This window comes from Picosynechococcus sp. PCC 8807 (assembly GCF_001693295.1).
Lineage (GTDB): Bacteria > Cyanobacteriota > Cyanobacteriia > Cyanobacteriales > MRBY01 > MRBY01.
Genome location: NZ_CP016483.1, coordinates 47,887 through 72,522 on the forward strand (window position 1 = coordinate 47,887; position 24,636 = coordinate 72,522).

At 51.1% G+C, this 24,636-nt stretch carries 23 protein-coding genes; 10 read left to right on the forward strand and 13 right to left on the reverse strand.

The features are described from left to right. The first annotated feature begins 74 nt into the window (after positions 1–74). From AWQ24_RS00230 to AWQ24_RS00245, 4 genes are all read left to right on the forward strand, one after another. Positions 75–437 (forward strand): response regulator transcription factor, encoded by a 363-nt coding sequence (locus AWQ24_RS00230; protein ID WP_030006793.1) that lies wholly within the window; start codon positions 75–77, stop codon positions 435–437. A 75-nt stretch (positions 438–512) separates the two neighbouring features. Then, positions 513–1,004, forward strand: coding sequence for a chemotaxis protein CheW (locus AWQ24_RS00235; protein WP_030006792.1), 492 nt, complete (start codon positions 513–515; stop codon positions 1,002–1,004). 95 nt (positions 1,005–1,099) lie between these two features. Then, positions 1,100–5,497 (forward strand): GAF domain-containing protein, encoded by a 4,398-nt coding sequence (locus AWQ24_RS00240; protein ID WP_232318837.1) that lies wholly within the window; start codon positions 1,100–1,102, stop codon positions 5,495–5,497. A gap of 114 nt (positions 5,498–5,611) precedes the next feature. Next, positions 5,612–8,728 (forward strand): hybrid sensor histidine kinase/response regulator, encoded by a 3,117-nt coding sequence (locus AWQ24_RS00245; RefSeq protein WP_065715681.1) that lies wholly within the window; start codon positions 5,612–5,614, stop codon positions 8,726–8,728. A gap of 12 nt (positions 8,729–8,740) precedes the next feature. Here AWQ24_RS00245 and AWQ24_RS00250 read toward each other — a convergent pair whose 3' ends face one another. The 10 genes from AWQ24_RS00250 to AWQ24_RS00290 form a co-directional block, all read right to left on the reverse strand. Next, positions 8,741–9,394, reverse strand: a complete 654-nt coding sequence (locus AWQ24_RS00250; protein WP_012305691.1) for a DUF3318 domain-containing protein — start codon at positions 9,392–9,394, stop codon at positions 8,741–8,743. Positions 9,395–9,511: 117 nt separating this feature from the next. Beyond that, positions 9,512–9,859: a helix-turn-helix transcriptional regulator gene (locus tag AWQ24_RS00255; protein WP_012305692.1), complete on the reverse strand. Its 348-nt coding sequence runs from the start codon at positions 9,857–9,859 to the stop codon at positions 9,512–9,514. A gap of 63 nt (positions 9,860–9,922) precedes the next feature. Further along, positions 9,923–10,420, reverse strand: coding sequence for an acetyl-CoA carboxylase biotin carboxyl carrier protein (gene accB / locus AWQ24_RS00260; RefSeq protein WP_065715682.1), 498 nt, complete (start codon positions 10,418–10,420; stop codon positions 9,923–9,925). 85 nt (positions 10,421–10,505) lie between these two features. Then, on the reverse strand, positions 10,506–11,063 hold the full coding sequence (efp, locus tag AWQ24_RS00265) for an elongation factor P (RefSeq protein WP_012305694.1): 558 nt from the start codon (positions 11,061–11,063) through the stop codon (positions 10,506–10,508). 68 nt (positions 11,064–11,131) lie between these two features. Beyond that, positions 11,132–11,824, reverse strand: a complete 693-nt coding sequence (locus AWQ24_RS00270) for a ComF family protein (RefSeq protein WP_065715683.1) — start codon at positions 11,822–11,824, stop codon at positions 11,132–11,134. Between the two features lie 19 nt (positions 11,825–11,843). Then, on the reverse strand, positions 11,844–12,095 hold the full coding sequence (locus AWQ24_RS00275; protein ID WP_065715684.1) for a DUF2283 domain-containing protein: 252 nt from the start codon (positions 12,093–12,095) through the stop codon (positions 11,844–11,846). Beyond that, a complete protein-coding gene (locus AWQ24_RS15810; protein WP_315862321.1) occupies positions 12,092–12,388 on the reverse strand; it encodes a DUF4258 domain-containing protein in 297 nt (98 codons plus the stop codon). Before AWQ24_RS15810 ends, AWQ24_RS00275 begins: the two co-directional genes overlap by 4 nt. Positions 12,389–12,478: 90 nt before the next feature. Continuing rightward, positions 12,479–13,378: a hypothetical protein gene (locus tag AWQ24_RS00280; RefSeq protein ID WP_223209900.1), complete on the reverse strand. Its 900-nt coding sequence runs from the start codon at positions 13,376–13,378 to the stop codon at positions 12,479–12,481. Positions 13,379–13,595: 217 nt separating this feature from the next. After that, positions 13,596–14,555 carry an acetyl-CoA carboxylase, carboxyltransferase subunit beta gene (gene accD / locus AWQ24_RS00285; RefSeq protein WP_065715685.1) on the reverse strand — a complete coding sequence of 320 codons (960 nt, stop codon included), beginning with the start codon at positions 14,553–14,555 and terminating at the stop codon, positions 13,596–13,598. Positions 14,556–14,581: 26 nt separating this feature from the next. Then, positions 14,582–14,791: a hypothetical protein gene (locus AWQ24_RS00290; protein ID WP_012305700.1), complete on the reverse strand. Its 210-nt coding sequence runs from the start codon at positions 14,789–14,791 to the stop codon at positions 14,582–14,584. Positions 14,792–14,942: 151 nt separating this feature from the next. Between AWQ24_RS00290 and mutT the strand changes: the two genes are divergently transcribed. Then, positions 14,943–15,341: an 8-oxo-dGTP diphosphatase MutT gene (mutT, locus tag AWQ24_RS00295; protein WP_062431591.1), complete on the forward strand. Its 399-nt coding sequence runs from the start codon at positions 14,943–14,945 to the stop codon at positions 15,339–15,341. A 108-nt stretch (positions 15,342–15,449) separates the two neighbouring features. On the opposite strand, the gene rnc is transcribed toward mutT, so the two are convergent. After that, positions 15,450–16,175 carry a ribonuclease III gene (gene rnc / locus AWQ24_RS00300; RefSeq protein ID WP_198161522.1) on the reverse strand — a complete coding sequence of 242 codons (726 nt, stop codon included), beginning with the start codon at positions 16,173–16,175 and terminating at the stop codon, positions 15,450–15,452. Between the two features lie 89 nt (positions 16,176–16,264). Between rnc and AWQ24_RS00305 the strand changes: the two genes are divergently transcribed. From AWQ24_RS00305 to AWQ24_RS00315, 3 genes are all read left to right on the forward strand, one after another. Next, positions 16,265–16,765: a hypothetical protein gene (locus AWQ24_RS00305; protein ID WP_041443296.1), complete on the forward strand. Its 501-nt coding sequence runs from the start codon at positions 16,265–16,267 to the stop codon at positions 16,763–16,765. A 43-nt stretch (positions 16,766–16,808) separates the two neighbouring features. Further along, the gene (locus tag AWQ24_RS00310) at positions 16,809–19,808 is read left to right on the forward strand and encodes a UPF0182 family protein (protein WP_065715687.1); all 3,000 of its coding nucleotides are present in this window, start codon (positions 16,809–16,811) and stop codon (positions 19,806–19,808) included. Between the two features lie 106 nt (positions 19,809–19,914). Next, on the forward strand, positions 19,915–21,423 hold the full coding sequence (locus AWQ24_RS00315) for a bifunctional UDP-sugar hydrolase/5'-nucleotidase (RefSeq protein WP_232318838.1): 1,509 nt from the start codon (positions 19,915–19,917) through the stop codon (positions 21,421–21,423). Between the two features lie 86 nt (positions 21,424–21,509). On the opposite strand, the gene AWQ24_RS00320 is transcribed toward AWQ24_RS00315, so the two are convergent. Then, entirely contained in the window at positions 21,510–21,764 is a 255-nt protein-coding gene (locus AWQ24_RS00320; RefSeq protein ID WP_030006780.1) for a chlororespiratory reduction protein 7, read from the reverse strand. Between the two features lie 37 nt (positions 21,765–21,801). Between AWQ24_RS00320 and AWQ24_RS00325 the strand changes: the two genes are divergently transcribed. Beyond that, a complete protein-coding gene (locus tag AWQ24_RS00325) occupies positions 21,802–23,232 on the forward strand; it encodes a YdiU family protein (RefSeq protein ID WP_083993457.1) in 1,431 nt (476 codons plus the stop codon). 44 nt (positions 23,233–23,276) lie between these two features. Beyond that, the gene (locus AWQ24_RS00330) at positions 23,277–23,456 is read left to right on the forward strand and encodes a PCP reductase family protein (protein ID WP_062431613.1); all 180 of its coding nucleotides are present in this window, start codon (positions 23,277–23,279) and stop codon (positions 23,454–23,456) included. Positions 23,457–23,458: 2 nt separating this feature from the next. On the opposite strand, the gene lpxB is transcribed toward AWQ24_RS00330, so the two are convergent. Next, positions 23,459–24,631: a lipid-A-disaccharide synthase gene (gene lpxB, locus AWQ24_RS00335; RefSeq protein ID WP_065715688.1), complete on the reverse strand. Its 1,173-nt coding sequence runs from the start codon at positions 24,629–24,631 to the stop codon at positions 23,459–23,461. Positions 24,632–24,636: the final 5 nt, after the last annotated feature.

Here is a 24,636-nt window from a genome sequence, read left to right on the forward strand (position 1 = left end):
TTTTCAAAGTTTACTTAAGGGTTGCTCTCAAACAAAAATTGTTATTTAATTTGAATTTTCCCCAGAGGTTTGTAATGGCAACTTTATTATTAGTTGAAGATAGTCCGACAGAAGCACAAATTATCACAAGTTGCCTAGAAAATGCCGGGTTTAGCTTGCTAAAGGTGACGACGGCAGAGGCAGCGCGGGCCATCCTGGATCACAAAATGATCGATGGCATTGTCTTGGATGTGGTGCTGCCGGGCCAAAGCGGTTTTGGCTTTTGTCGTGAGGTGAAAAATAATCCAAAAACCCAAAATATTCCTGTCATCATGTGCTCTAGCAAAGCTGAAAAAATGGATAAAAAATGGGCCAGTAAACAGGGGGCCAATGATTATGTCACTAAACCCATTGACCAAAATGAATTGTTAAACGCGGTACGGCGTTGGATCCCTTAAGCTTGGCGCTGCCTGATTTGCCATCCCGTCTAGCGCAACTATTTGTTGACTGAAGTTTGATTTGGAGCGTTGTTTATGGCCCCTGTGACCTCTGCCCCGGAAAGTAGCACAACACAATACATTGGTATTCTTTTGGCCGATGGTTTTCGGGCCATGGTGCCTACGGCTCAATTGGTCGAAACGATCAATGTCGAGTTGGGACACATTGTGCAAATGCCAGATTTGCCGCCTGCGGTGGTGGGGGTCTGTGGCTGGCGCGGCGATGTGCTATGGCTGGTGGATTTAGCCTATGCCCTGCGTTTGCCTCCTTTATTGGCTGGTGATTATGGGCGATCGCAATGCCATGTTTTACGGGTTACGGTCAACCACCAGACATTCGGGATTCTCGTCGCCGAGGTGCAGCATCTCATACGCGGCGATCGCCTGGAGTTATTACCTGGTCCTCCAGGGCAAATCCCCCCTGAGGTTTCAGCTTTGGTGGCTGGCCAGTTTCGGACGGCTTCGGGGGAAACCATCTTGAGCATCAACCTCGAAGCCTTGCTAGATCACCTCAAATCCCCAGGCTAATTTTTCCAGACTGAATCATGAATCGGCCCAATGTTTTGGCCTCTCATTTTTTCATTTCCCTGCGTTTATCTAAATTGAAATTCCCTGAAACTGCCATGACTCAAGCTCCCTTCCGCCCCAACAGCTCCCAAGACAACCGTCTTCAGCCCCAATCCCTCGGCCACGACCGCAAAGAACGACCCATTGAAGAAACGGTGACCATTGTGCCGGTACAGGCCACCAACGCCAACAACGGCAAGCATTCTACCCTCACCTCAAAGGCTGGCACCCTTGTGAGTGAACTCAGTAATCTTCGTTCCAACATCGACATGATGACGGAAGAACTCCAATCTCTGTTAGCCACAGAACGGGCGGCAGTGGAACGGGCTGAGCTTCTCAATGCGATGACTTCCCACATTCGTGAGTCCTTAAGTTTTGAATATATTCTCAATGCGACGGTCTCGGATGCGCGCAATGCCCTGGATGTAGACCGGGTGGTGGTGTATGTCTTTGATGACCCAGATTGGCTCGGCAAAGTGATGTACGAGTCCGTGGAACGGCGGTGGCCCAGCGCTTTGGGAATGTCCTATTCTCTAGTGGGGTTGTCAGACCATGCCATTCGGCTCTTTCAGCAGGGTCGAGTTGAAGCGTTTAACAATCTCGGCCACGGAACGACAACAGATGATACCCAACTGGATCAATGGCAACAATTGGAAGTCCAGGCAAGTTTAACGGCACCGCTGCTTTTGGGGGGAGAGTTGTATGGGTTATTGGTGGCCCACCAATGTGCGATCGCCAGGGAATGGTCAGAGTCGGAGATCGAATTTTTCCGGCAGTTAGCGGTGCAGGTGGGTTACGCCCTCGACCAGGCCCAATTGTTAGATCAACAGCGGGCGGCGGCGGAACAGGCCCAATGGTTAAACCAAATCAGTGCGCGGATCCGGGAATCTCTCACGCCAGCGGATATTTTTGCGGCGGTGGTTCAGGAAGTGCAAACTGCGCTCCGGGGCGATCGCACGGTGGTCTATCAGCTCGGTGAAAATGCCCTTGGGGGTCAAGTGGTCGCCGAAGCTGTAGAACGGCAGTTTCCGACAATCCTGGGCCTAGAACTCGATCTTCCCTGGCTGGAGGCCTCCCACCAAGACGCCTATCTCCGGGGTCAAGTGACTGTCATCGAGGATATCTACGATGCCAACCTCGATGAAGCGGTGCTCAATCACCTGAAGGCGAAAGGGATTCGCGCCAGTGCGATCGCCCCCATTATCGCCCGCCAAAAACTCATGGGCTTTTTGATGGTGCACCAATGCTCACTACCCCGCCGTTGGGCCGATAGTGAACTAGAGATTTTGCGCCAGGCCGCCACCCAGGTCAGCACTGCCCTCGATCAAGCCTTTGCCCTCCAACAGCAAGAAAATGCCGCGCTCCAGGCCCAAATTCTCAATGAATTGTCGTCCCGTCTCGGTAGTTTTAATGACACCGCGGAGATCCTCGAAACAGCAGTAGACGATGCCCGCGAAGCCCTCCAAGCCGACCGAGTGCTCATTTTCCGGGTCGATGGCCCCCAAAAAGCCATGGCGATCGCCGAAGCTGCCGATCCCCGCTGGAAAAGCCTCATGGGCAAAACACTCCAGGACTGTGGCCTCGATGAACGCTACCTCAAGCAGGCCCAGCGCGGCAAACTCACCGTCCTAAATCGCCTCAGCGACATCGGTTTGAGTGCCTCCCAACTAGAAACCCTCGACCAGGCCCAGGTGCGGGCGATGATGATTGCTCCTATTACCATCGAACGCAATCTTTTCGGCCTGATCGTCGTCCACCGTTGCCAAGGTGCCCACCCCTGGCAAGAAGTCGATAGCAACCTACTCCAGCAAATTAGCAACCAAGTTAACTTTGCCCTCGAACGCATTAGCCTCATTGAACAACGGCAGATGACCGCCGAGCGCGCCCAACGCCTAAGTGAGATGAGTGCCCGTCTCCAGGAATCCCTCGAAGTCCAAGAAATTCTCAGCGCCGCCGTCGAAGAAGCGCGAGACATCCTCACTGCTGATCGAGCGATTGTCTATCGCTTGGATCAAAACTGGCGCGGCCTGATCAATGCAGAATCCGTTGTGTCTGGTTTTGAGTCGATCCTGGGATTAAAAACCAACGAACCCCGTGTCACCGAAAAATTTGCCAAGGCCTACATCCGGGGGAAAGTGACGGCCTACGCCAACATCTACGAAGCCGACTTTATCGACTGTCACATCACCGAATTTGCGACCCATGCCGTTAAAGGCTACATGGCCGTTGGCATCGTCGCTAACCAAAAGCTCTATGGCATGTTGATCGTGCATCAATGTTCTGGGCCGCGCCAATGGACTGACCTAGAGATCAATACCCTAAAGCAAATTGCCCAGCAGATTGGCTATGTTCTAGAGCAGGCTTTCCTCAAGGAAGAACAAGACCGTGCCAAGCGCCTGAATGAAACCCGGATGCGACTCCAGGCCGCCTCGACGGTAGAGGCCATTCTCAATGTCGCCGTCGAAGAAGCCCAGGATCTTTTGGGCACAGACCGGGCAATTGTCTATGAATTTGATTCCTCTTGGAAAGGGCTGATCACCGCGGAATCGGTGGAGCAGGGCTACCCCACAACCCTCGGCTTACGCACCAATGAACCCCGAGTCACAGAAAAGCTCTCAAAAAATTACCAGAAGGGTCACATCGTCGCGATTCCCGATATTTTTAATGCTGATTTTGTTGACTGCCATGTGAATGAGTTTGCCCCCTATGGCGTCAAGGGTTATATGGCCACCGGGATTAGTGCGAACCAACGTCTCTATGGCATGTTGATTGTGCACCAATGTGCCAGCACCCGTCTTTGGAGTGAGACGGAAATTGATATCCTCCGTCAACTCTCAGAACAGGTGGGGTATGCCCTCGACCAGGCCCTCCTCCGCCGGGAACAGGAGCAGGCACTCGTCCGGACACGCCAAGTAAACCTCATCAGTTTCCGGATCCGTGAATCCCTCGATCTAGAACGGATCTTCCGGACTGGCGTCGAAGAAGCCCTCAAGCTCATGAAGTGCGATCGGGTCGTAGTTTATCGCTTTGATGACAACTGGGATGGCCGGATTAAATACGAAGCCGTCAAATCCGGTTGGCGCAAACTCAGCGAAGATATGATGACCTCCGGCGATGCCCCCTGTTTCCCCGAAGATTACGTTGAACCCTATCGCCAAGGGCGGGTGCAAGTGACTCCCGATGTCTCCCAAGCTGGCCTCACCGCTTGTCACGAAGAACAACTCGGTAAATGGCAGGTAAAGGCCAACGTGGTGGTTCCCATTCTCGTTAACCAAAAGCTTTATGGTCTTTTGGGGGCGCACCAATGTTCGAGTATCAGAGAATGGGAGGCTCCCCTGGTAGAATCCTTCCGTCAGGTGGCGATCCAGTTGGGCTATGCCCTCGACCAAGCCCTCCTCCTCGAAGAAGTCGAAACATCCCGTCGTCAAGCAGAAATTGTTTCCGAAGAACAGCGTCAACAGCGGGAGCAACTCCAAGGGCAAATTGAAAACTTCCTCGAAGAAATCGAAGAATCCTTTGAAGGGGATTTGACCGTGCGGGCTGGGGTCACCGAAGGGGAAATGGGCACTGTCGCTGACTTTTTCAACGCCACCCTTGAAAATCTCCAACTGCTCGTACAGCGGGTACAGGAATCGACAACCATTGTGTCAGACACTGCCCAAGAAAGTGAATCCTTGATTCAAAACCTGTCTGCGGAAGCGTTGCGCCAAGCTGAGAGCGTCAATGTGGCCCTCGATAAGCTCTTTAAAATGACTGGATCCATCCAAGAGGTCGCCAGCAACGCCCAGGAAGCCCAAGCCAAAGTCCAATTGGCCAACAAAACCCTCCAATCAGGGGACATGGCCATGAACCGAACTGTCCAGGGGATTGTGGCGATCCAACAAACCGTTGAAGCAACGGCCCGCAAGGTTAAAAATCTGGCGGATTCTTCCCAGAAGATCTCCCGGGTCTTAAACCTGATCCGCGAACTGGCCAACCAAACCAATTTACTCGCCCTGAATGCTTCTGTGGAGGCAACCCGCGCCGGGGAAGAAGAACAGGGATTTGCCGTCGCCAATGAAGTGCGCACCCTAGCGGAACAATCGGCCAACGCCACCAAGGAGATTGAAGCGATCATCGAAGAAATCCAGGCGGAAACCAACGAGGTGATCAAAGCCATGGATGTGGGCCGGAAGCGGGTCTTGATCGGAACGAAATTGGTGAAAGGGACACGCCAAGCCCTCACGGATCTTGCCAAGGTCAGTATGAGTATTAACCAAACCGTCGAAAAAATTGCGGATTCGGCGTCTACCCAGGTTGATATTTCCAATGAGCTGAACCAAACGATGCAGGATGTGGCCAATGTTTCCAATCAAACCTCCGCCCAATCGGTGAAGGTGGCGGAATCGTTCACCAAGCTCCTGGGGGTAGCCGGAGAACTGCAACAGAGTGTGTCTCGCTTTAAGGTGCAGTAGTTGTCGGGGTATCGGGGAGAGGCGATCGCCCTTTCCCCACCCTGTCGAGTAACATCGCATCGCAACATTATTTTTTATCATCACATCGGTTGAGTAGGGGATCATCATCCAATCATGGCCAAGGAAACAGTTGATACAAACGATCAAGCCTATGAATTCTTTGTCCAGGAATCACAGGCGCTTTTGCAGCACCTCGAAACGGGTTTGATGAACCTCTGCCAAGACCATGAAACACCGACAATCCATGGTTTGATGCGGGCCGCCCATTCCATTAAAGGGGGCGCTGCCTGTGTGGGCTTGATGGCCATCCAAGCGATCGCCCATGATCTAGAAAACGGCATCCGAGCTCTTTACAAGGAAGACACTGTGTTCGATGTGGAGCTGGAAAACCTGTTGCTCGAAGCCTATGACGCCCTCCAAGACCCCATCAATCAGCAAATTCACCAGGGAGAATATGACCCTGACCACGCTTTAGGACGGGCAAAACCGATCTTTAGCCAGTTAGAAGAAAAGTTAGGTCATGCCCTAGATGAAGCGGCAGAACTGCCGGAAATGCAGATGGAAGGGGATATTACTGAATTTATTTTCAAAGAAGAAGTCCCCCAGGCCCTTGGTCGCCTCGAAAATTACGTCAACAAACCGCCGACGAAAAATCCCCACGGGGAACTCGTTTCCCAAATGGAAGTTTTGGCGACTCTAGGCGATATGTTGAACCTCGAAGGCTTTGCGGCGATCGCCCAGGTGGCCCAAACGGCCCTTGAAACCAATGCTGAGCAGTACCTAGAGATTGCCCGCTGCGCCCTTGCTGATTTCCAAGCGGGCCAAGCTGCTGTCCTCGCTGGCGATCGCACCCAGGGAGGAGAACCCAGTGCCGCCCTCCACCAACTCAGCCAAACCCAGACTCCCTCCCCGTCAACGGCACCAGAAACTCTTCCCCTAGAGACGGTCAATGACCTCGTGAATAACGGCAATGGCGAAGATTTAGGAAACGGTCTTTCCCTCGATGCCGATGAACTGGCCGCCCTCCAATTTTTAACCCAAAATGCCCGACCAGAAGCCGAGATGCGACCCGTTCTGAGTGACATTGATCTGGCTGAACTGATCCTAGAAGCCGATGACGCCCTAGGAGAGGTCGATGTAGATCTCACGAGCCTGGTGCTCATGGATGAACCGGAACCCAGTGAACCGATCATCCAGAATGATATTGTTTCCACCGAGGACGAGACTCCCCCCAGCCCTCCTCAGACTGAGGCGTTAGAACCCAAGTTAATTCCAAATTCAGCAGCAGCAGCACCAGTCCCAGAAAAGGCGATCGCCCCCCCTACCAATCCCGTTCTACCAAGCATCGACACCAATAGCCTCAGCGTGCGCCTCGACATGGGCCGCCTCAATCACCTCAACAGCCTGGTCGGCGAATTAGTCACCCAGGACAACAGCGCCCTACTCCGGAATAAACAAAGCAGCGACGCCCTCGATTCCCTCAAACGCTGGTATGGTCGCTTCGATAAAATTACCGCGCAATTCCAAGAATATGCCAAAGAACTGGTGGTCAAAAATCCCCAGGCCCGGGCTCAGTTGGCGCAATTTGTCATTTTTGCTTCGACCATGACCGAGGAAATGGCCCAGCTCAGTGAAACCATTGAAGACACCACCCTCATCGCCCAGCAGGATCAGCAGGCCCTCAAACAACGACAACAAACCCTCAAACAACTAGAAAATAATCTAATCCAAGCGCGGATGTTGTCCATTGGGGAGCTTCTGAACCGTTTTCCGCGCACTGTGCGTGATCTTTCCGTTAAGGGTAATAAACCCGTCAGCCTGAACCTAGAAGGAACCGATACCCTTGTGGATCGAGCGATTTTATCGAAGCTCTATGATCCTCTGGTTCACTTAGTTCGTAATGCCTTTGACCATGGCATCGACTCCCCCGAAGAACGCCTTGCCCACAATAAATCAGAAGCGGGCACGATTACAATCAAAGCCTACAACCGGGGCAACTCTACCTACCTTGAAATCCAGGATGATGGTCGCGGCATTGACATTGAAAAGGTCCGTGCCAAAGCCGTGCGCAAAGGCTTAGTCAGTGCCACTGAAGCGGCAGAATTATCTCGGTCACAACTGTATGAATTACTCTTTGTTCCGGGTTTTTCGACAGCAGAAAAAGTCAGTCATTTATCGGGTCGGGGGGTGGGCCTTGATGCGGTACGTCTGCAAATTCGCGCCCTCAAGGGGAATATTTCCCTGACCTCTAAGCTAGGCCAAGGGACAACTTTTACCCTCCGGCTCCCCTGGAGTATGACCATTACAAAATTGTTGATTTTCCGTTGTCAAGAGAGTGTCTTTGCGGTGCCTATCAATAGTTTGTCGGCGATCGCCGCTGCCGAAAAAGCAGATCTTACGAAGGATGGTCACCAAGAACAGTTCCGCTGGCAGGGGAAAACAGTGCCCCTCGTCCAGGCCCTCCTGAGTGGCTTTAATTATCCCGCTTCGGCCATTGCCAGTCGGCAACAAATTGGCTCTTTAGCCCAGGGCAATATCAGTAATATTTGGAATCAAGTGGGCCAACAGATGGTTTTGGTCATGGCCCAGGCCAATGAAGTGATTGGTTTGCGGGTCGATCAAATTCTCCTCGAACAAGATCTGGTGATCAAACCCTTTGGGACGGCGATCGCCTCACCTCGGTATATTTCTGGTTGCACTATTTTAGGGGATGGTCGCCTGGTTCCTGTCCTAGATAGTGCTGCCCTCATTGAACGGGTCTGCCAAAAAGATAGCCACAACACAACCATCATTAATCCCCAATTCCAGACCCGCCAGCCAAAACTAACTTTGCCGACTGTCCTCGCCATTGATGATTCTCTAACGACACGACAAACCCTCTCCACCACCCTGCAAAAGGCCGGTTATCGTGTCATCCAGGCCCAAGACGGTGCCGATGGCCTCAATCAACTAGAGCTTCACCCTGAAGTGGTCGGGATCATTTGTGACGTGGAAATGCCCAATATGAACGGCTTTGAGTTTCTCGGCCGCTGTCGCAAAAAACATCCGAAAGCGGAACTTCCGGTGCTAATGCTGACTTCCCGGGGTAGTAAACGCTACCGTCAGTTGGCCCAGCAGTTGGGGGCAAATGGCTACTTAACGAAGCCCTATTTAGATCAAGAGTTAATTGAAACCCTCCAAGGGGCGATCGCCGAAACGAAGGCTAAACCAGCGGCGATCGCCACCCCTTAATTACTACAGGAATTAGCTCATTTTCGGACGGCGCACCTGTTGGTCTTCCATCTGGGCTTTGGCTTTGGCGGCACTCTTCCGTAAGAACTGGAGCCGTGTTTCGTAATCCTTGCGTTTGCGGCGGTTGGGGGTTTGCTCAATCAGGGCTTTAAGGGCACTCCCCAAACTCTTGTAGGCATTGGGTAGGGTATAACCAAACCGAGTAGCGAGGCGAATCGCCTGTTCGTCGGCATCAATGGCGATGGTCATCCGTTTTTCACCGCTATTTTTTTGCCATAGTCGGTAGCCCGAAAAACCACAAAGGGCGATCGCCAAAACCAAGAGCAAACCATCCTGGACCCAAAGCTCGCCCACAGCACCCCCCAGACCAATGGCGAGGGCGGCCATTTCCCAGCCTTCCCGGGGAATTGTATCGTTCTGGATCTTTGCGACTTCATGCCAAAACAAGAGGTTGCGTTGATCAATGGCGAGATTTTCCCACTTCGCCAAATCAATTTGAATTTCGACTTCATCTTTGCCTAATTCTTCGCAGCGGATGAGGGGGGGGTTGACTTCTGTGGTGCCCTCAACCATCACCCAACTTTGCAACTCAGGGGGCAACAGCGTCTTGAGGCGACGCAGCTCACTCATTTCGGCTCTGGCAGAAAAAGTGGAATAGGAAGTCATAGGATCGGCAATCTGTAGGTGGGCTAGGGAATAAATTCTTGCTTCGTTATAACAATTGTAAACTTTCGTGACCTAATCCTTTTGTTAACCTTGGACAGCATCAACAAAGGCGATCGCCTAGGAAGTCAAAGAGGCATTGCGAAACTTCTTTGCCTGTTCTTCAATGCGCTCAGCCAAGCGATTACAAACTAAATTACACAGGTCATAAATCAGCTCATCACTGACCCGATAATAGGCAGAAGTTCCTTCACTCCGTCGCTGTAAAATTCCTGCCTGGAGCATCACCTTGAGGTGTTTAGACACGTTTGCTTGGCTTGTATCCGTTGCTTGAACCAAATCCTGGACGCAGCGTTCCCCGTCCTGTAAAAGACCTAAAATCCTCAACCGCATCGGTTCTCCCAGAACACTAAAGTACGAAGCTACCTGTTGGAGAACTTCTGGGGGCATCTGATGGTCGTCAGGCATTGGTTTTCTCAGAAAAAGGAATAGATAGTTTAAGACTATTGTATCAATTGATTATTGGAACGCTTAGGTTGGGTTGACCCACATTAGGGTCTGACCAAATTCAATGGGTTCACCGTCTTCAACGGCAATTTTAACAACTTCACCGCTGACTTCTGCCTCAATCTCATTCATTAATTTCATCGCTTCGATGATGCAAACGGTTTGACCATTGCCAACGCGATCACCGACGGCAACGAAGGGATCTTCACCAGGGGCCGGCGCGCGGTAAAACGTTCCCACCATGGGGGAGGTAATGGCGACCCACTTATCATCAATGCTCGCACTGGGAGCCGGGGTTTCCGCTTGGGGGGCTTCTGGGGTTGCAGTCGGTTGAGAAACAACGGAAGTGGACATCGCTGGTTGGGCGATCGCCTCGGGCATCACCATCGTCTGGGGAGCAGCCACAACAGTACCTTTGCTCACCCGGAGTTCAAAATCATCGGTTTTGAGTTCAAACTCGGTGACATTGGTTTGGCCGATGGTGGATAGAAGTTCTTGGATCTCTTGTAAATTAATAGCCACAGAACAGGTTATTCCTCACAACTGCATGGGTAGGGGGGAGATCCAAGCCAGGATTAGTGCGGATCTCCAAAAAAGCTTTGGGGCTTTATTCGCGACCGAGATAGGTATCGGTGCGGGTATCGATCTTGATGCGCTCACCAATCGAGATAAAAAGAGGCACATTGACCTGGGCCCCTGTGGAAACGATGGCGGGTTTAGTTCCCCCTGTGGCCGTGTCGCCTTTCACACCAGGATCTGTTTCCGTGACTTCGAGGACAACGGTATTCGGGAGTTCAACGTCAATGACTTGGCTGTTCCAGAAGAGGACATTAACTTCCATTTCTTCCATCAAGTATTTAACGCGATCGCCAATTTGCGCTTCGGTCAGGCGGACTTCCTCATAGGTTTCCATATCCATAAAGACAAACTGCTCGCCCTCTTTATAGGTATGTTGCATCGTGCGTTTGTCGAGGATCGCTTGGGGAACGGTTTCACCAGCGCGGAACGTTTTTTCAACGACGCTACCCGTTTGGGCGTTTTTTAGTTTTGTCCGGACAAAGGCGGAACCTTTACCGGGTTTAACGTGGAGAAATTCGACGACGCGCCACACTGAACCGTCTAATTCGATGGATGTACCAGTACGAAAGTCATTACTTGAAATCATGGAGCTTTAGCAACATTACGGGCTTGCATAATCAAACCATATTCTACCGTTGATAGGGAAATTTCCGGCTAAATTCCTCCACTGCTTTCGGGGGGAGATGTTTTTCCAGTTTTAGGGGTGGCGATCGCCGCAATGCCGCAAACTTCTAAGCCCCCACGCACAAGGGTTTGTTGGGCTTCGGTGGCCGTTGTCCCTGTGGTATAAATGTCGTCAATCAGCAAAATAGACTGGCGCAATCCTTGGGATATGACTTTAGGGTTAAGGGAAAAAGCCCGTTGCAGTTCCCGTTGTCGTTGTGCCACCGTCAGTTCAAAGAGGGCTTGGGTCGCTTTTGGGCGTTGGAGAAGCTGGGCTTCGTAGCGTAATCCGGTGACTTGGGCAAATTGACGGGCGATAATCTCGGCTTGGTTAAAACCCCGTTGCTGTTGTTTTGCGGGGTGCATTGGGATGGGGATAACGGTTAATTTCTGCTGATTTGGAAAGGATTTTCGCCATTGCGAACCCAATTGGGTACCAAGCCAGCGTCCCAGTTGAGGGCAATTGTCGTATTTCATTGTGGCGATCGCCCGTTTGAGGCTGCCGTCATACTGGCCCCAGACGAATAGCGGCAGATCGTTTTGCCAGTGGCGTTTAGGATTGATGAGCTTTGTTTTTTGTAATTGGCGATCGCAGTCCCGACAGACGATATGTTCTCCAGGGCGATCGCAGAGGGGACATTTATCCTGAAGAAATAGGTAAAAGAAATCTTGAAAAAGCTTCATGCAAATTGGCGCAATCTATTTAGACATGGCTGGTATTAGCAAAAAAGACTTGCAGTTGCTCATAGGCAGTTACAGGCAATCGGGACTCTAAGCTTTGCCACTGGCTTGGTTGAAGCGACTTGACCCCTAACAATTCCAGGGCGATAACATTTTCATTCTGGTCATAATCTAAAATTATTCCCGCACTGATTTCCTCAGATTCAACGTAACTCCCTTTCTGAATCTTGAGATAGGCAGCATCCATTTCTGGGTCGTATTCGATCATGTTCATCCCTTAAAGCTCCTGTCAAAAAATACAGTAATAATGACGGGGGGTTGTTTTTCTGAATTGTAAACGACCCTTAAAGCACGATTTCCATACTCTGGGATGCGTTTCCAGGCCCGGCAAGCATTTGTCCTCTCGTCTCGGTCAATATAATCTGGCGCCGTTAAGGTTCGTCGTATCCATTCTGGATTAATACAATTACGATCGCTTTTTTGTAAGACGTCACGGGCATGGCGGGAAAGTATATACCCATCGAGGGGGTCAAGCATTGGTACTACTGATATTCTAGCCCTACTCATTTTACGTTTTGGAAGAAACAAAAAAACTCTCCTAACCTAGGAGAGCATTGAAGTAGCGACAGGTTATTGATAACGAGTAACGAGTAGTTTCTATTTAGCGAATTGAATGTCTAAGGTACGCATATAAATTTGCATCCCTGCATCCTGTACCGGAAAGACAAAGGCATCTTCGTCAGACTCATTGTGGTGGGAATGCCAAAGGCTCGGCGGCGTCACAAAAACGCTATTGGGCTGCCACATTACTTTCACTGGGTTGATGATATTGCCATCGTTATCAAGGGATTTGCCAATCAAAGTATAGGTATTTTCTTTCGCTGAAACCGCTAAATCTAAGGCAATGGAATTGTGACGGTGGGGCTTTTGAGAAGAATGGGGCGGCACCAGATTATACAAAGACCACATGGTGTGGGTGGCGGTGCGGGTGGCTTCACTTTCGGGGTTGCCTAAAATTACACCGTTACGGTTGAGGTTGCGACGAATGCCTTCTTCCCGGATACGTTCAATTTCGCTGTTGAGATATTCGCTAGCGTAGAAAGCCGGTTCAAAGCGGGGGGCAGTGGGCCGAACGCCAAGATAAGCCAACATTGGTGCGTCGTGAACCCAATAGAGCGCACTATCTTCATCGGCATAGTGGGTAACTCCTGCATTCATTGGCAGGGTAAAGGAGTCACCTTTTTTCCATTCGAGCACGCCATATTCAGTTTCGGTACGCCCGGCACCGCGCATCACATAAAAAACTTCAGAACTGGAAGCGGCGATCGCCGGAATCTGTTCCCCAGCATTAATCCGAATGTAATTAGCGAGAAGATTCGGAGTCGTGGCGGGGTATTTTGTCCCCAGTTCCACCGCAAGGTCGAGGGGGATGACCCGTGTTTCACCGGATTCATGGAGGCTGGCCGGAAATGCGCGAATGGGTACATCTGCTAAACGCGGATTGGCTGCCTTGTGATATTCCCAGCTGAGAGCTGTCTTTTGCCAAGTCTGATTCATGACATTTTCCATATCCCGACTCCCGCTCAACCTAAATTGATGCCTAAAGAAAAATGTCTCTCCGCGACGCCCTATCAAGTCATTGTTTGGGTCGATGCAAAGAGATGTTTAATCAAAGTTAACATGAATGCCAGTAATAACAGTACATTTAGCAACAAAATCCCTGAAGGATGCCATTGTTTATGCTAATCACGGCAATGTTTTTTACTTACTTTATCTACTTGTAAAAGTCGTTGGTCGAAGTAGAGGCAATGGGCTCATAGACCTTTTCTTTTTCCACGTGGGGAGCCAATTGTAGCTCTGGCAGAATCGGGTGAAAGGGCTGATGGAGACTAATCATTTGGGCGAGGGTTTTTTTCAATTCAGTGCGGGGCACAATCGCATCGACAAACCCATGTTGGAGTAAATATTCAGACGTCTGGAAATCGTCAGGAAGTTTTTCGCGCAATGTTTGTTCAATGACGCGGCGTCCAGCAAAACCGATGGTTGCTTTGGGTTCGGCAAGAATCAAATCTCCCAACATCGCAAAGCTAGCGGTGACGCCCCCGGTGGTGGGATTAGTCAGGACAGGAATGTAGAGTAATTTTTGGGTGCGATGGCGTTCGAGGGCACCAGAGATTTTCGCCATCTGCATCAGACTGAGCATTCCCTCTTGCATTCTCGCCCCACCAGAAGCACAAACAACCACCACAGGTAAACCTTCGGCGGTGCCATGTTCTACGAGGCGACAAATTTTTTCGCCGACGACGGATCCCATGCTGCCGCCCATAAAGCCAAAGTCCATCACTGCTAAAGCAAGGGGCAAACCGTCAATCAGTCCTGTGCCAGTGATTACAGCATCGGTGAGGCTTGTTTTTTCTTGGTAATCTTTGAGGCGATCGCTATAGGCTTTTTTGTCGCGGAATTTGAGGGGGTCGGTCGGCGCGACATTTTGACCAATTTCTGTCCAGGTGCCTTCGTCAATCAATTGGCGTACCCGTTCCCGACTGCCGACCCGGTTATGGAAGCCACACTCCTTACAGACCATTTGATTGTTGCGGAGGTCTTTGGTGTAGGTGAGGGCATCGCAGGATTTGCATTTCGTCCAGAGGCCATCGGCAATCTCGCGCTCCTGTTGGGGCTGGAGCTGGGTTTCAGAATTTTGGCGATTTGCGGCAAACCAATCAAAAAGAGACATAGGCGGTTAGGGCGAAACACAAGGGTTTAGGGGTCATCTTCCGGGGGACTGAGCAGGAGTAAGGCGGTCCATTGATCAGGCGATCGCACCTGGAGGGCAGCTTGGCTTCCTTGCCCAAAATAAATGCCCAGTCCAATATCTAAAACGCGGTTGGGGATACTGTGGGCGGTGAGAATTTCTCCCATCATCTCAGCTTCCCAACGGGCTTTTGTGGTTTTAATTGTAATCCAAGTCACAGTTTAGAAAAAGACAAAAGGTAGAGGTGCCTAAAGCACAAGGACAATTCTAAATGGTTTATTTCAACAAAAACCTCAATTGATCTGGGCAAATGCGGCGGGAGCCATCTCCTATAATGATCGGGTTTATCTTGTGTGCGGAGTAAAAAAAATGTCGCCTTTGCCCCATAAGCAGATCGGTGTCGCCGTTATTCGCGATCGCCAGGGAAAAATTTTAATTGATCGCCGTTTAGACCAAGGGGAAATGGCGGGCCTGTGGGAGTTTCCTGGGGGGAAGATCGAACCAGGAGAAACAGTAGAAGCCTGTATTGCGCGGGAAATCCAAGAAGAAATTAATCTCCAGGTTGAGGTGGGCGATCGCCTTATTTTAATTGAACATGATTACCCGAAATTCAAAGTTTCACTCCATGTGCATTGGTGCAGTGTCCTGGCTGGAGAGGCCAAACCCCTTGAATGTGCAGAGATTTTGTGGGTCAATCCCGGTGAATTGGGGCAATACCAGTTCCCAGAAGCCAATCAAGCGATCATCGAGGCAATTCAAGAAAGCTAAATGGAACCCTCAATCTGGGCCAATCGTCTAAGAATCTTAGTTTGGGTGTGAGGAAATATAGAAGGGCGTCGGGGGATCGTAACTCAGGCCAGATCTCCGGGCGCTTTTCTATGGCTGGGGCGTGAAATTTTCGAGGGGGGCGATCGCCTCAAAGGCCATGCGGGCGGCAGCTTGTTCAGCGGCTTTTTTAGAACGACCAACCCCTTTCCCAAGCAAAGTATCCCCCAGCTTCACTTCCGCCAAAAATCGTTCTTCTTCGTGGCGAAATTCCGGATTTTCAGTCACTTGGTAGGTGGGGAGTTTTTGGTATTCCCCTTGGCTCCAGGTTTGTAGGGCATCTTTATAATTTTCCCGGGCTGGATCTTGTTTAATCTCAGCGGCTTTGTGGCGGAGATGCTCATCGAGCCAAGGGTGCACGAGGCTTAAATCGTTGGTGGTGAGAAATAAAGCCCCCAACATCGCCTCAAAGGCATCGGCCAACAGGGAAATTTCCCCAGCACCGTGGTAATGGCCGTGGTAGGACAAATATTTTTTGAGATTGTAGCGGTGGGCAAATTCTGCCAGGGTGCGATCGCTCACGAGGATCGACCGAATGGCGGCAAATTCTCCCACGGGTTCAGCGGGATATTCGGCGTAGAGCACTTCAGACGCGGCCAGACGCACCACCGCATCGCCGATAAATTCTAACTGTTCATAATTTTTGTCGGGGGAAATGCTGGGGTGGGTGAGGGCCAGATCCAGTAAATCCCAGCGCATACCATGGTAATCGGGGAGGCCGAGGCGATCGATGAGGCGACGGAGGCTTTTTTGACGTTGGGAAGGAACCATGGAAATACTAAGATGGCAAAAGCAGGGAACTTTGCCTGGTGATTTTCGTCTACTCTCTACACCATAGCAATTTGAGGCAACATCAGCGGAGAATTATGGGCTTTTTTGGGCAACGGATCACACGGCTCACTCAGTTAACCCTAGGCTCTGCCTTGGTCGCGGCGGGCTTGTTTCCCAGCCCTGGGGCGATCGCCAAACCAGATCGCAAACCCGAACCGACAATCGTGCAGCAATCTTCGGGGTCTAGTCAGGGGCTTCCTGGCCGCCAAACGTGGCAAGGCATCCTGGCCGATATTCGTAGTCAATATCAAACCATTCCAGACAGCCGCTTTACTCAGTTACAGGGGGATGATTTTTTTCGGAATCAGCTTTTTTCTTTGTTTTGGGGCCAAACGGGCGATCGCCGCACCATCCAAGAAATTCTTGTCGATCTGCTGCTGAATGGCTCCCGTTCCCAAACTTCCCAAGGCTATTACTTTTACGACGTGGATCGCCGCTGCCTCCCTCCGGGCCAACAACAACGCCTCGCCAGCGGTAAACCGATTCCCCCAGGCATCTTACAAAAGTGCGGGCGGCCAATTTTCCGGAATTATTGATCGAGCGTGATTTTTAGGCCAGCAAGTCGATACAATCGGCACCATGGATAAAAAATGGTCACTAATTATCTATCTATGCTGTGCGATCGCCGCCGGCTGGGGTCTATTTGAATTAGTCTCCCGTTTCCTCGTTGAACAATTTTGGTTCGCTGAGCTAGGATATCGTTCTGTCTTTTTGAAGCAGGTTTCCCTACGCATCGGCCTGTGGAGTCTTGGTTTTTGTGGCTCCTTTGTGTTCCTCTGGATAAATTACCGGGTGGTTGACCGCCAGGAATGGCAAATAATCCCGGATCAGTCGGGGGGCAATCGCCAAACCAATGTGCCCCGGCCTCCGTTGCAATGGTGGCAAAAATTTTTCCTCGAACCCATCCCCTATCACAAGAAAATTCCCGAATCACCGGCGATCAATTTTCGGGGATTACTGCTGTTAATGGCCGGGTTTAGCCTGTTGATTGTCTTGATTTTGTTCCACTACGGCTCGGTGGTCTGGGAAATGGGACAACGGGACATGAGCCTGCCGCTAATTACCCCTGCTTTACCGGATCCCCTGGCATTCAAATCATTGCGCAGTTTGTGGCAATTTACCCAACAGCAAATCTGGCGTTTGGGGTTAGCTGCGGTGGTTTTGGGAGGCATCCTTTGGCGACGGTGGTTTTCCTTGCGGGCGATCGCCGTGGTTTTAAGCCTCTGTTTCGGGACGATCCTGGCGAATAATTGGGTGCGGATATTCCAGGGTTGGTTTGGGGTGCCCTTCAGTCAAATCGATCCGATTTATAACCATGATGCCGGCTTTTATGTCTTTACCCTGCCCCTGTGGCAAATCCTTGACTTTTGGTTTGAGGGTTTATTTCTCTATGGTTTGGTAAGTGTGACCCTGTACTATCTGCTGTCTGGGGATAGTTTTTCCCAGGGACAGTTTCCGGGCTTTAGTCCAGCCCAGTTACGGCATCTCAATCTCTTGACGGGCCTCCTCTTCCTCGCCGTGGCCGGACGCCACTGGTTAGTGCGTTATGAGCTACTCTACTCCAAGCTTGGGGTGGTTTATGGGGTGAGCTATACCAATCTCAACGTCGATCAACACGTGGAAATTCTCCTCACAGTTTTGGCCTTGGCGATCGCCGCTTGGTGTTTAGGGCAATTCTGGCGCTATCCCCACCGCCGTACCGTTTCTATCCGTCGCCAACAGCCCCAGGTGTTAAAGGGCATTATTTTGTATATCGGCGTTATGGCCATCGGTGCCATTCTCTCTGCCGGGACCCAACGCCTCATCGTGCAACCGAATGAATTAGCCCGGGAGCGTCCCTATTTGGAATACAGCATCGCCTCAACCCGTAGAGCTTTTGGGCTAGATGCCATCGAGTCACGGGTGTTTAATCCAGAGGGGGAACTCACCGCCTCCGACATTGACAGCAATCCCCTAACCATCAACAACATCCGCCTATGGGACAGTCGCCCCATCCTGCAAACTAACCGCCAATTGCAGCAAATCCGGCTGTATTATCGCTTTTCGGATGCTGATATTGATCGCTATACCCTACGCCTAAACCCAGACCAAAATCCCAGCCAACAACAGGTGATCATTGCCCCCAGGGAGCTAGATTATGAAGCGGTGCCAGAACAAGCAAAGACTTGGGTGAACAAGCATCTCATTTATACCCATGGCTATGGTTTTACGGTGAGTCCAGTCAACCGGGCTGAGGAGACTGGCTTACCCCAATATTATGTACAGGATATTGGGGCCGGGGCGACGGCAGATAATGGCAATTTGACTACCTTAACCCCAGCGGTACGGGAGGCAATTCCCATTGGTCAACCGCGCATTTACTACGGTGAGCTGACCAATAACTACGTGATGACCGATACCAAGGTGCAGGAGTTGGACTATCCCAGTGGGGAAGATAACCGCTACAACACCTACGACGGGACGGGGGGCATTGCCTTTGGGAATCCTTTGAAACGTTTGTTTTTCGCGCAATATCTCCGGGATTGGCGGATTTTGTTATCCAATGATCTCACCGGTGATACTCGCTTGTTGATGCGGCGCAATATTAATCAACGGGTGCGGGCGATCGCCCCATTTTTGCGGTTTGATCGTGATCCTTACCTCGTGTCAGCCGACATTGGTGAGACCAACCGCCTCGGTGAAAAAAATTACCTCTATTGGATTTTGGATGCCTACACCACCAGTGACCATTATCCCTACGCCGATCCGGGGCGACATCCTTTCAACTACATCCGCAACTCCGTCAAGGTGGTGATCAATGCCTACAATGGCACAGTGCGTTTTTATATCGCCGATGCCGCCGATCCGATGATCCAAACCTGGGAAAGGGTTTTTCCAGAATTATTCCGTTCCTTTGCCGAACTCCCCGATGACTTAAAAGAACATCTGCGCTATCCGACCGATTTCTTTAATGTGCAGTCCGAACGCCTCCTGAGCTATCACATGCAAGACCCCCAGGTTTTTTATAACCGTGAAGACCAGTGGGAAATTCCCCAGGAGGTTTATGGGGGTGAGGCCCGGGCGATCGCCCCCTACTATCTGATCATGCGGCTACCCACGGCCACTTCAGAGGAATTTATTCTGCTCCATCCCTATACCCCCACCAGTCGCCCTAATTTAATTGCCTGGTTAGCGGGCCGCGCCGATGGTGATAACTACGGCAAACTGTTGCTGTACCAGTTTCCGAAACAGAAGTTGATCTATGGGCCGGATCAAATTGAAGCGCTAATTCAACAAGACCCCGTGATTTCTCAGCAAATTTCCCTCTGGGATCGAGAAGGCTCTCGGGCCGTACAGGGCAATTTATTGGTGATTCCCATTGAACAATCCCTCCTTTATGTGGAACCCCTTTACCTAGAGGCCGCCGAAAATAGCGTTCCGACCTTGGCGCGGGTGATTGTGGTCTATAACAACCAAATTGTGATGTCCCGCACCTTGGAAACAGCCCTCAATACGATTTTTCGTCCGGAGCTAGAATCGCCTGAACCAGATACGATTTTCCGTGATCTCGAAACAGGAGAAATTGTGTCCCCCACTTAGGTTCAAAAGGGAAGTGGCGTAAGTATCACAATTTATGAGCGATCGCCTTTTGCGGCGGTGACCTGAACCATCATGAAGGGATTAGTGATGGATTTGGTAATAACCCATGTTTTTTGATTGCTTTGGGAAGGTCGTTCGTTCTACGGTGCTGGTGTCTGGGGCCATGGTCGGTTTGGCGATCGCCCCCCTATCTCTCTGGGCCGAAACAGTAGAATTGCAACTGCTTCACCTCAATGATGTTTATGAAATTACGCCCCTGGGTGGTGGGGCAACGGGGGGGCTGGCGCGGTTGGCGACCCTACGCAAGGAACTGCTCGCCGAAAATCCCCACACTTTCACCGTTTTAGCTGGGGATTTATTTAGTCCGTCGGCCTTGGGGACTGCGGTGGTTGATGGCGATCGCCTCGCAGGAAAACAAATTGTGGCGGTGATGAACCAAGTGGGCTTGGATCTTGCAACCTTCGGTAACCACGAATTTGACATCAGCGAATCCCAGTTCAAGCAACGCTTAGCAGAATCAGACTTCCAGTGGTTTTCGGGGAATGTCCTGACGGCGGCGGGGGAACCCTGGGATAATGTGCCTCCCTACGTGATTGAAACCATTTATGGTGAGGCAGGAACTCCGGTGCGGATTGGTTTTGTGGGGGTGGTAATTCCGAGCAATCCCGTGGATTACGTCACCTACCTCGACCCCCTAGAACAGATGGAAACCCTCGTCGCAGAATTAGAGACACAAACGGATATTATTGTGGCGGTCACTCACCTGGCGATGCAGGATGACCATTACCTCGCTGAAAATATCCCGGAAATTGACCTGATCCTGGGAGGCCACGACCATGAAAATATTCAACAGTGGCGTGGTGTGGATTTTACGCCGATTTTCAAGGCCGATGCCAATGCTCGCACGGTTTATCTCCACAATCTCAGCTACGACACAGAAACGGAGCAGCTTACAGTTCAATCGCACTTGCAACCGATTACCGGGGCGATCGCCTCGGATCCGGAAACGGAACAGGTCGTGAATTACTGGCAGGAACTAGCTTTTGATGGGTTTCGGGCTGATGGTTTTGAACCAGAGCAAATCATTACCGAAAGTCCAATCGCCCTAGATGGTTTGGAAAGTTCCGTGCGCAACCAAGCCACAGCGTTAACGGACATCATTGCCCAGTCGATGTTAACGGCGACACCCGCTGCCGAATTAGCCATTTTTAATGGCGGCTCGATCCGTGTTGATGATGTGCTGCCTCCCGGCCCGTTGTCCCAGTATGATGTGATTCGGATTTTGCCCTTCGGGGGAAATTTAGCCACCGTTGAGATTGAGGGAGTGACTCTGGAACGAATTCTCAATCAGGGCTTGGTCAATCGCGGCACGGGGGGATATTTGCAAACGGCGGGGGTGACCTTTGTTCCGGAAAGTCAAACCTGGCAAATTGGCGATCGCCCTTTAGATCCCGAACGCATTTATCGGGTCGCGGCGACAGAATTTCTCATCTCCGGGCGGGAAACGGGCCTCGATTTCTTGACGCCTGAACATCCCGACGTGACCTTGCTCGAAACGGGAGAAGATGTACGCTTTGCCTTCATTCAACAACTCCAGCAGCAATGGGCCGATTAGAACTTTCCCCTAGCCCCTCCAGCGGTGGGGAACAAGAAGTCTCCCTTCATAAGGGAGATTTAGAGGGATGTGGGGATGTGGATGCCCTATTTTTCAAAGCGCACCGCATACCACTGCAAAAAACCGTCCTCGATTTCCAGTTCGCAATAATCTGCGAGGAGTTGATCAATTTGCTCAGCTTGGGAGGGGAGTTTGGCCAAATCGGCGGGCAATAGATCCGGCTGGGTACTGAGGAGCGTTTCAAAAAAGGTGCGGATCTCGTCAGGCTCCATCAATTGTTCCGGGTGGTCATGGCGCAACACCACATAACCATCCACTTGGTACATAATCGGATCTGCCATAATATGCCTTAATGCTTTTTGGTTTAATTGTACGCCCATGGCCCCCATCAGTGAGCTCACCCAAAATCCCCTCGTTTGTCTGCCCTATGAACAGGTCTTTGCAAGCCTAGGCGATCGCTTTTCTGATGAAGTGACAGCGGCAGATTTTCCCCACCATGAGCTACGGTTCCGTAATGACGCCGTTTTAGAAAAATTGGGCCTCGAACCGAAACAAGTAGACGATCAAGATTTCCTCGAAGCGTTCGGTCAGTTCCAAGCGCCCCATCCCTTGCGGGCCATGTGTTACCACGGCTATCAATTCGGTCAGTACAATCCTCAGCTAGGGGACGGACGGGGTTTTCTCTATGGGCAGGTGCGCGCCCAGGATGGTTTACTCTACGATCTCGGCACAAAAGGCTCTGGTCAAACCCCCTATTCCCGCAATGGTGATGGGCGTTTAACCCTCAAGGGTGGCGTCCGGGAAGTTTTGGCGGCAGAAGCATTGCATCAACTGGGGGTAAATACATCCCGCTGTCTGAGCCTGATCGAAACGGGGGAATCCCTCTGGCGGGGGGATGAGCCTTCTCCCACCCGGTCTTCGGTGATGGTCAGGTTCCAGCGATCGCATATTCGGTTTGGCACCTTTGAGCGGCTCTATTATCTACAACGGCGGGACTTATTACAGCAACTCCTCGACCATGTGGTGGAACATTACTACGGCGAGTATGCTGGAGATGAGGATGCCTACGCCCTGTTTTACGCTGATTTGGTGAAGCGGGTGGCACGATTAGCAGCCCAGTGGATGGCGGCGGGCTTTTGCCACGGGGTATTAAATACAGACAATATGGCAATTACGGGGGAAAGCTTTGATTATGGCCCCTACGCGTTTATTCCCAGCTATGACCGCAAGTTTACGGCGGCTTACTTCGACTACAGCGGTCGTTATAGCTATGGTAACCAACCAATGATCTGCCGCCTGAATTTGGAAATGTTGCAAATGCCCCTGGCGCTGGTGATGGATAAGCGGGATTTGGCGACGGGCCTCGTGAATTATGAAATCGAATATGAGCAAACCTATCGCCAGTTAATGCTCGAAAAATTGGGGCTGCGAGATTTGCCGGAAGATCTAGGGGCTGATCTGTCTGCCGCCACCCTAGCACTGTTGGAGGAAACCCAAACGGGCTACCACGACTTTTTCTATCAGTTGGCAGCTCAGTTTAATTACGCTTGGCGATCGCATTCCAGCACCATTTTGGAAAATAGTGATTTGTCAGGGCCGCTCTTTGAACAATGGCAAGGACTTTACCAGCGGGCTTTACAAGAAATCCCTGAACCTGAGTTGGCACCAATTGGTGATCGCCTGACCTCCCAAAACCCGAAAACAGCTTTGCTGCGTCCGGTGATTGAATCTGTTTGGGAACCGATCACCACAGAAAATAATTGGCAACCCTTTAACGATTTACTCGACAGAATTCGCACGAAACAATAATCTTTTGAACGAAACAGTTTTTATTTTGATTGAGATTAACCCCGATGGAATGGACAGACGAAGCTAAAGAACTCTTTAAAAAAATCCCCTTTTTTGTGCGGCCCTTTGCTAAAAAGAAAATTGAAAAACTTGCCGAAGAAATGGGGGCAAAAATCATCGATAAGGAGATTTATATCCAGGCTAAAGCTCAATTTAATGACCCCAAAAAATCGGGGGAAGCCTAATTTTATCGCCCGTGATTGGGGAAGGTGAGAATATCGACAGCCGCCACATCACAGGCTTTGCCATCGCCCATCACCGCCCGCATTTCTTGATAATCTTGCTGGAGTTGGGCTTGGCGATCGCCATCCTGAAGTAATGCCAAAGATTCTTGGGCAATGCGGGGGGCGGTCGCTTCTGTTTGTAGTAGTTCGGGAACGATGCGCCGCATCAGGGTCAAATTCACTGGACACATAAAAGGAATCGAAAATTTCAGCAGATGTTTCGCAATCCAAGCGGTGACGGGATGCACTTTGTACAGCACCACCTGGGGGACGTCTAACAGGGCAATTTCGAGGTTTACGGTGCCCGATTTTGTGATCGCTAGATCCGCAGCGGCGATCGCCAAGGGAGTTTGGCCCGGATTATCAATCAAAATTGCATTTAAACCCGCCTCATTAACTGCTGTTTCTAGAATGTTGCGGTAGTGGGGCAAGGCGACAGGAATTAAAAACTTCACCTCTGGCACCTGACGCTGGAGAATTTTGGCCGCTTCCACCATCACAGGTAACAGGTATTTCAGCTCCTGACGGCGGGAAGCTGGCAACAAGGTAATCAGGGGGCGGTCTTGGTTGAGGCCCAGTTTTTCCCTAGCGGTGGCACGACGGGGACAGGTGGCCATTTTTGCCACGAGGGGATGGCCCACAAATTTCACATCTATGCCGTATTCTGCAAAGTAACGGGCTTCTTCCGGGAAAATGGCGAGAATCCGGTCGGTGATGCGGGCGATCGCCTTTGTATTGTTGTCATTAAACGACCAAACCCAGGCCTGGGGCGCAATGTAGTAAATAATTGGCACCTGGGGCAACTGACGGCGGACAAAATTACCGATGCCAATATTCGGGCCGATGTAATCGATCAGCACCACCAGATCCGGCGGATTTTCTTTGAGATAGCGTTTTGCCTGCCGTTGAATGCGGAGGGTCGGAATGATGTAGGGCAAGGATTCGATCAGACCGATGGAGCCAATTTTGGTGGTGTTACCCAGGAGGGTTGCTCCCGCTGCGGCCATGCGATCGCCACCGAGGGCCGTAATTTTTAGGTCAATATTGAGCGCCTCGGCCTGACGAAAAAGCGCTTCTACCAAGAGACTCCCCTGGAGATCGCCGGACACTTCCCCCGTACTGATGAAAATATGCATTATCG